Raw genomic sequence first — 7,089 nt, 5'->3', positions numbered from 1 at the left:
CTGGTAATCGACCGGACATAATATTAGACGGCAATCAACATTGACCATAATATCTCGGTCGGGCGGGTTTTTGAGATGGTCAATTATTGGCAGATATTGTTGGTGAACCCGCCCCTACCTGATTTCTGGTAATCGACCGGACATAATATTAGACGGCAATCAACATTGTTATTCACTGTTGTTATTGGTGGCTGCTTTCTGACGAAAGGAAGATGCTGGTATCAACAAGTATTGTTCATAAATTCACAGTTTTTCTTGGCTTCTGCCTTCCCCCCTGCTGGGGTAGGGGGGAAGGCTTCTACCTTCTGCCTTCAGGGAAGAGGAGCAAAACTGTAGATTTTTTGAGGTTCGAGCCGATCGCAAATTCCGGTTAATTCCGACAACAGGAATGTCTCGCGATCGAGCTGGACTTGCAGGGTTTTGAGCGGATCTCCACCGGAGGAAACCATCAATTCTAATGTTTGCAAATTCGGCTCAGTGCTGATTTCACCCAAAATTTTGCCGATCGCCTTGACGTAAGGATGGTTTACATCCAAGTACCAGTCGGGGGCTGCGAGTCCGGCTTGATCGAAGCCCAGGTGAACGATGAGGGAGCCTTCTCCGAAAAGGGCTATGCCCACCGGCCGCGCTTCTTCTTGCAGCAGCAAGTGCTGGCTAGCCGCCAAATGCCGCAGTTTTTCGAGGTGTTCGTACCGATTTTGAATGGCAGAATCTTCCTCTTTTCCTTCTGCTTTTTCGTTCCACTGAATCGCCACTGTTACTAAATAAGTTTGCAGTAGCATATGACCGAGTTTTTCGGCTTTTGTTGCCAGATAGATCGAGTTGTAATCTGTGGCTTCAATTAGTAAGGGGACGCGATCGGCTACTTCAATGCCGTAACCTTTCAAACCTGCTATTTTGCGAGGGTTGTTGGTAATCAACCGAATTTTTTGAACTCCCAAATCGTTGAGCATTTGTGCTCCGACGCCGTAGTTCCGCAAGTCGGCGGGAAATCCCAACCGTTCGTTGGCTTCGACTGTATCCAATCCCAAATCTTGCAGCGAGTAAGCTTTTAGTTTATTGACCAATCCAATGCCTCGACCTTCTTGGCGCAAGTAAACGATGACGCCAGAACCGACATTTTCGATCATTTTCAGTGCCGCTTGCAGTTGCATCCGGCAGTCGCAGCGCAGGGAACCCAAAGCATCGCCGGTCAGGCATTCGGAATGCACCCGCACCATCACGGGTTTGTCTTTAAATTCTGCCGGGTCGCCCTTGACAATAGCAACGTGTTCTGAGTTGTCTTGGGTGTCGCGGTAGGCGTAAATCATAAACTCGCCGAATTGAGTGGGCAATTTGGCGACGGTTTCGCGGCGGACGAATCGATCGTGCTTGAGTCGGTAGCTAATTAAGTCAGCAATACTGATTATTTTAAGGTTGTGGGTTTTGGCGTACTCGATTAATTCGGGCAACCTCGCCATCGAACCGTCGGGGTTTTGAATTTCGCAGATCACGCCGGCAGGATACAGGCCAGCGAGTCTGGCGAGGTCAACAGAAGCTTCGGTGTGACCGGCGCGTTTGAGCACGCCACCGTCGATCGCCCGCAGGGGGAAAATGTGACCGGGACGGCGCAAGTCTTGAGGTTTGGTGTCCGGGTGGATGGCTACTTGGATGGTGCGTGCCCTGTCTTCGGCGGAGATACCGGTACTGACGCCGTTGACTGCATCGATGCTGACGGTGAAGGCTGTTTGGTTGTTGTCGGTGTTTTTGCTGACCATCAGGGGCAGTTCCAGGCGATCGAGCCTTTCGCCACTCAATGCCAGACAAATCAAACCCCGCGCGTTCACGGCCATGAAATTGATGTTGTCGGGGGTGGCGAATTGGGCGGCACATATCACATCGCCTTCGTTTTCGCGATTTTCGTCATCGACTACTACCAGGGGGCGACCTGCTTTGAGGTCTGCGAGGGCGCTGTCGATCGAGTCAAATTGAAAGGATTGTGTTGAGGTGTTGTTATTGGGCACTGAGAAGTTCAAGCTATAAACAGTAATGTTATGGAAATAGAATCTATTTGTGATTGTAACCTTTTGTTTCCGACAGGGCGATCGGCCAATCCAGATGAGTTTGACAATATTTCTAAAGTCACTTACTATAATTATTGCATCTTGTCAACAAATTTTCTCCCCAATATTTCATGAGCTTGACTGAGATCGCGAATATTTTAGGTAAACCGTACTTCCAAGCTCCTAATTGCTTAATTTATAATGTTGATTGTTTGGAAGCATTGAAGCTGCTACCCGATCAATTTGTAGATTTAACCGTTACCAGCCCGCCTTATAACATCGGCAAAGAGTACGAAAAATCCTGGGGTTAGATGAGTATTTAAACTGGTGCGAGCAGTGGATAGCCGAAGTTTACCGGGTAACGATCGATCGAGGAGCGTTTTGGCTGAATTTAGGTTATACCACTTTTAAAAAATAATGCAAAAGTATTCTTGTTCCCCCCCTTTACAAGGGGGGGCTAGGGGGGGTCGAAGAGTGTTGCACGATTTTAGAAAAATGGTATTATTTGTCAATTCGCGATCGGGCAAAAGCAATTCCGATTTCCTATCTGCTTTGGGACAAAGTGCCTTTTTATCTGATTCAAGAAGTTGTCTGGAACTACGGCGCAGGAGTTGCCGGCAGCAAGTTCTTTTCACCCCGCAATGAAAAGTTGCTCTGGTAGGTAAAAAATCCTGATAAGTATACATTTAATTTGGATAAAGAGCTATCCGGCATTTGTGGTGGAAACGGTAGTCTCGCTCACGCAGGCTTTCCGGGCTGTACCACGGGAAGTTTTATTTTTATTATCACCTAAAACTCAGGATAGCCGTCTAGCCTGTTGAAAAATTATCCTATCATTCCTGTGTCTTATGAGTAACAACGCCCGCGTCAAAACAATTCTGATTCTGGCAGCTAATCCCAAAAATACGGCTCCCTTGCGATTGGATCAAGAAATCCGGGAAATTGACGAAGGATTGCGACGGGCAAACAAACGAGAACAGTATAAATTAGAACAAAAATGGGCCGTGCGTTCCCGTGACTTTTACCGGGCTATCTTAGATTATCAACCGAATATTGTTCACTTTTGCGGGCATGGTGCTGGAGAAGATGGAATTGTCCTAGAAGATGATACGGGAAAAATGGCGCTGGTGCAGACAAATGCCCTCGCCAGTATGTTTAAATTATTTGCCAAAAAAGGGGTTGAGTGCGTAATTCTCAATGCTTGTTATTCGGAAGTACAAGCTGATGCAATTAGCCAATACGTTAATTATGTAGTTGGCATGAATAGAGCCGTGGGAGATAAAGCAGCCGTTGCTTTCGCGGTAGCATTTTATGATGGGATTGCCGCAGGATATGAAATTGAAGAAGCCTACGACTTAGGGCGTTCGCAGATGATGAGTTTCCTAGAGCATGAAACTCCGGTTTTTAAGAAAAAGAACTTAATAGATGCTCCGATTGATGACGGTATAATTGCTTTTGAAGATGTGATTCCGCCTAACCCTTACCAAGGATTGTCTGCATTTAAAGAAGAAGATGCAGACTTCTTTTTTGGACAAGAAAAGTTTGTAAATAAGTTAGTAGAAGTCACTCAGACACAACCCTTGGTGGCGGTGGTTGGGCCAAGTGGAAGTGGTAAGTCTTCTGTCGTGTATGCGGGCTTAATTCCCAAATTGCGAAAAGAAGGAAATTGGTTAATTGAATCATTTCGTCCCGGAAAAGAACCGTTTTTGCCTTTAGCTTCTGCCTTAGTGCGGCAATTAGAACCAGAAGCCGGTGAAACTCAAAAATTGCGGGAAGCGGTAGGATTAGCCGGCGACTTACAAAATGGGAAAATCACTTTACAGCAAGTTGTATCTCGCATTTTAGAGCGTAACCCAGGTAAACGGTTGTTGTTAGTTGCCGACCAATTTGAGGAACTGTACACCCTTTGTCAAGTAAAGGAAGAACAGAAACGTTTTGCTCATGAGTTGCTAACGGCGATTGGTCAAGAAAATATTACATTAGTTTTGACGTTACGCGCTGACTTTTACGGTTATGTGCTTTCTTATCGTCCGTTTCGGGATGCTTTGCAGGAATTTACACCACAATTACTAAGTTCCATGAAGCGGGAAGAATTACAGGCAGCAATTGAATTACCTGCTCAAAAATTAGAAGTACAATTAGAACCGCAATTAACCCAACGCATTCTTGATGATGTGGGGCAAGAACCTGGGAATTTGCCATTATTAGAATTTGCCCTAACTCGCTTGTGGGAAAAACAGCGAAACCGAGTATTAACTCACCAAGCTTATGAAGAAATTGGCGGGGTGAAAAAAGCCATTGCCAATCATGCCGAACAAGTTTATCAACAATTGAATGAAACCGAGAAAAAGCAGGCGCAGCGAATATTTGTGCAATTAGTGCGTCCGGGGGAAGGAACGGAAGATACCAGGCGCGTTGCGACTCGTGCGGAAGTGGGGGAAGATAATTGGAATTTGGTCAGTTATTTGGCGGGATATCAAGCAAGATTGGTAGTGACGGGACGGCAAGAACAGGAAGATACGGTAGAGGTAGTGCATGAAGCGCTAATTCGAGAATGGGGCACTCTGCGCGAGTGGATGAATGCTAACCGTCAGTTTCGGACTTGGCAAGAACGACTGAAGATGGGGTTACGGGAGTGGAAAAATAACAACCATGACTCTGGAGGTTTGTTGCGGGGGACATCGTTGACTGTGGCAGAAGATTGGTTGCGTCAACGTGCAGATGAAATGACGCAGGAGGAACGAGATTTTATTCAGGTTAGCGTTAAAGAACGGAATAGAGAGAGACAGGTACGAGAACGCCGAAGGCAACTGACAATTATCGGGCTAAGTGGTTTTTCGTTGATAGCTTTGGGTTTAGCAGGAGTCGCTAGTGTTGGTTGGCGGAATGCTGCTATGACTGAAATTAATGGTCTGGCTCAATATTCCAATTTGAATGATAAGCCAAAAGCTGTCAAAACAAGTTTAAAAGCAGTTGTGCTAATGCGGCGTACACCCTGGGTAGATGCCAATACCCGCACCCAAGTAGAACTATCATTATTAAATATAGTTTCCAATGTGGCAGCACCAAACACTTTGGGCGGACACGCAAGCACCGTTTATGGCGTTAGCTTCAGCCCCGACGGCAAACTGCTAGCAACTAGCAGTGATGACAACACAGTGAAACTGTGGGATACCACCACAGGCAAACAAATCAAAACCCTCACGGGGCATACAGGTCCGGTTTGGGGCATCAGTTTCAGCCCCGATGGCAAGCAGTTAGCTTCTGGCAGTGATGATAAGACAGTGAAACTGTGGGATACCCTCACGGGCAAACAAATCAATACCCTCATCGGGCATAAAGACAAACTTAATGCCGTCAGTTTCAGCCCTAATGGCAAGCTGCTGGCCACTGGCAGTCAAGACAAGACCGTGAAACTGTGGGATACCACCACAGGCAAGGAAATCAATAACCTCACTGGCCATAAAAACATAGTTACTAGCGTCAGCTTCAGCCCCGATGGTAAGCAGCTAGCTTCTGGTAGTTTTGACCAAACCGTAAAACTGTGGAATACCCTCACGGGCAAACAAATCAATACCCTCACTGGGCATACAGGCCCAGTTTGGGGCATCAGCTTCAACCCTAATGGTAAACAGCTAGCAACTGGCAGTGAGGACAAGACAGTAAAACTGTGGGATACCCTCACGGGCAAACAAATCAATACCCTCACTGGGCATACAAGCTCAGTGATGAGCATCAGCTTCAACCCTAATGGTAAACAGCTAGCTTCTGGTAGTTTTGACAAGACAGTAAAACTGTGGGATACCCTTACGGGCAAACAAATCAATACCCTCACTGGGCATACAAGCTCAGTGAGGAGCATCAGCTTCAACCCTAATGGTAAACAGTTAGCTTCTGGCAGTGCTGACAAGACAGTGAAACTGTGGGATACCCGCACGGGCAAACAAATCAATACCCTCACTGGGCATACAAGCTCAGTGAGGAGCATCAGCTTCAACCCTAATGGTAAACAGTTAGCTTCTGGCAGTGCTGACAAGACAGTGAAACTGTGGGATACCCGCACGGGCAAACAAATCAATACCCTCACTGGTCATACAGACTCGGTTTGGGGCGTCAGCTTCAGCCCCGATGGCAAGCAGTTAGCTTCTGGCAGTGCTGACAAGACAGTGAAACTGTGGGATACCCGCACGGGCAAACAAATCAATACCCTCACTGGCCATACAGACTCGGTTTGGGGCGTCAGCTTCAGCCCCGATGGCAAGCAGTTAGCTTCTGGCAGTGCTGACAAGACAGTGAAACTGTGGGATACCCGCACGGGCAAACAAATCAATACCCTTACTGGACATACAGAGAAAGTTAATGGTGTCAGTTTCAGCCCCGATGGCAAGCTGCTAGCTTCTAGTAGTGCTGACAACACCGTAAAACTGTGGGATATCAGTCAAGGCCAACAAATCAATAACCTCATCGAGGATACTACGGTTAATGGCGTCAGCTTCAGCCCCGATGGCAAACTGCTAGCTTTTGCTAGTGCTGACACCACAGTGAAATTGTGGGATATCAGTCAAGGCAAACAAATCAAAACCCTCAATGGCCATACAGACTGGGTTAGCGGTGTCGGCTTCAGCCCCGATGGCAAGATACTGGCTTCTGCGGGTGGTGACAGTCAAGTAAAACTGTGGGATACAACAACAGGGAAGGAAATCAAAACTCTCACTGGTCATACACAAGTGGTTAATAGCGTCAGCTTTAGCCCCAATGGCAAGATGCTGGCAACTGCCAGTGATGACAAGAGAGTGAAACTGTGGCGGTTAGATTTTGACTATTTAGTCAAGGAAGGCTGCAATTTTATAGATAATTACCTCATACCTAATCCTAATGATGAAGAAGCCCTGGAAATTGACAGAGACTTATGCAAGAAGCTTTGATAATTTTAGAGGAAAAACTGCATAAAAACCCCCAGTTTACTCCTATATCCCACACTCCGCACTTCAATAACACTACATAGTATAGTACATTGCTAGGCCCGAATGAATAAGTAAAAATACTT

Annotated in this window: 5 protein-coding genes; 4 read left to right on the top strand and 1 reads right to left on the bottom strand. The window is 46.5% G+C overall.

Annotated elements, in window-relative coordinates; all coding sequences use genetic code 11:
• Positions 1 to 311: 311 nt before the first annotated feature.
• Positions 312 to 2,003 (bottom strand): bifunctional 3,4-dihydroxy-2-butanone-4-phosphate synthase/GTP cyclohydrolase II, encoded by a 1,692-nt coding sequence (ribBA, locus tag QUA16_RS34780; protein WP_333103566.1) that lies wholly within the window; start codon positions 2,001 to 2,003, stop codon positions 312 to 314.
• Positions 2,004 to 2,173: 170 nt separating this feature from the next.
• Here ribBA and QUA16_RS34775 point away from each other — a divergent pair, with 170 nt between their 5' ends.
• From QUA16_RS34775 to QUA16_RS34760, 4 genes are all read left to right on the top strand, one after another.
• Positions 2,174 to 2,353 (top strand): hypothetical protein, encoded by a 180-nt coding sequence (locus QUA16_RS34775; protein ID WP_333103567.1) that lies wholly within the window; start codon positions 2,174 to 2,176, stop codon positions 2,351 to 2,353.
• Complete coding sequence (locus tag QUA16_RS34770) at positions 2,341 to 2,460, top strand: DNA methyltransferase (RefSeq protein WP_333181722.1); 120 nt, start codon at positions 2,341 to 2,343, stop codon at positions 2,458 to 2,460. Before QUA16_RS34775 ends, QUA16_RS34770 begins: the two co-directional genes overlap by 13 nt.
• A gap of 87 nt (positions 2,461 to 2,547) precedes the next feature.
• Positions 2,548 to 2,703, top strand: a complete 156-nt coding sequence (locus QUA16_RS34765; protein WP_333103568.1) for a hypothetical protein — start codon at positions 2,548 to 2,550, stop codon at positions 2,701 to 2,703.
• Between the two features lie 187 nt (positions 2,704 to 2,890).
• A complete protein-coding gene (locus QUA16_RS34760; RefSeq protein ID WP_333181720.1) occupies positions 2,891 to 6,967 on the top strand; it encodes a WD40 repeat domain-containing protein in 4,077 nt (1,358 codons plus the stop codon).
• The last annotated feature ends 122 nt before the right edge of the window (positions 6,968 to 7,089 follow it).

Origin of the sequence: Microcoleus sp. S13_C3 (genome assembly GCF_036700905.1) — a bacterium.
Classification (GTDB): Bacteria; Cyanobacteriota; Cyanobacteriia; order Cyanobacteriales; family Microcoleaceae; genus Microcoleus.
This window is presented reverse-complemented; position numbering and strand designations above follow the sequence as displayed.

Excerpts from the sequence above, each read along its gene's own strand:
- QUA16_RS34775 (WP_333103567.1), top strand. The coding sequence starts at position 2,174 with ATGAGCTTGACTGAGATCGCGAATATTTTAGGTAAACCGTACTTCCAA.
- QUA16_RS34760 (WP_333181720.1), top strand. The coding sequence starts at position 2,891 with ATGAGTAACAACGCCCGCGTCAAAACAATTCTGATTCTGGCAGCTAAT.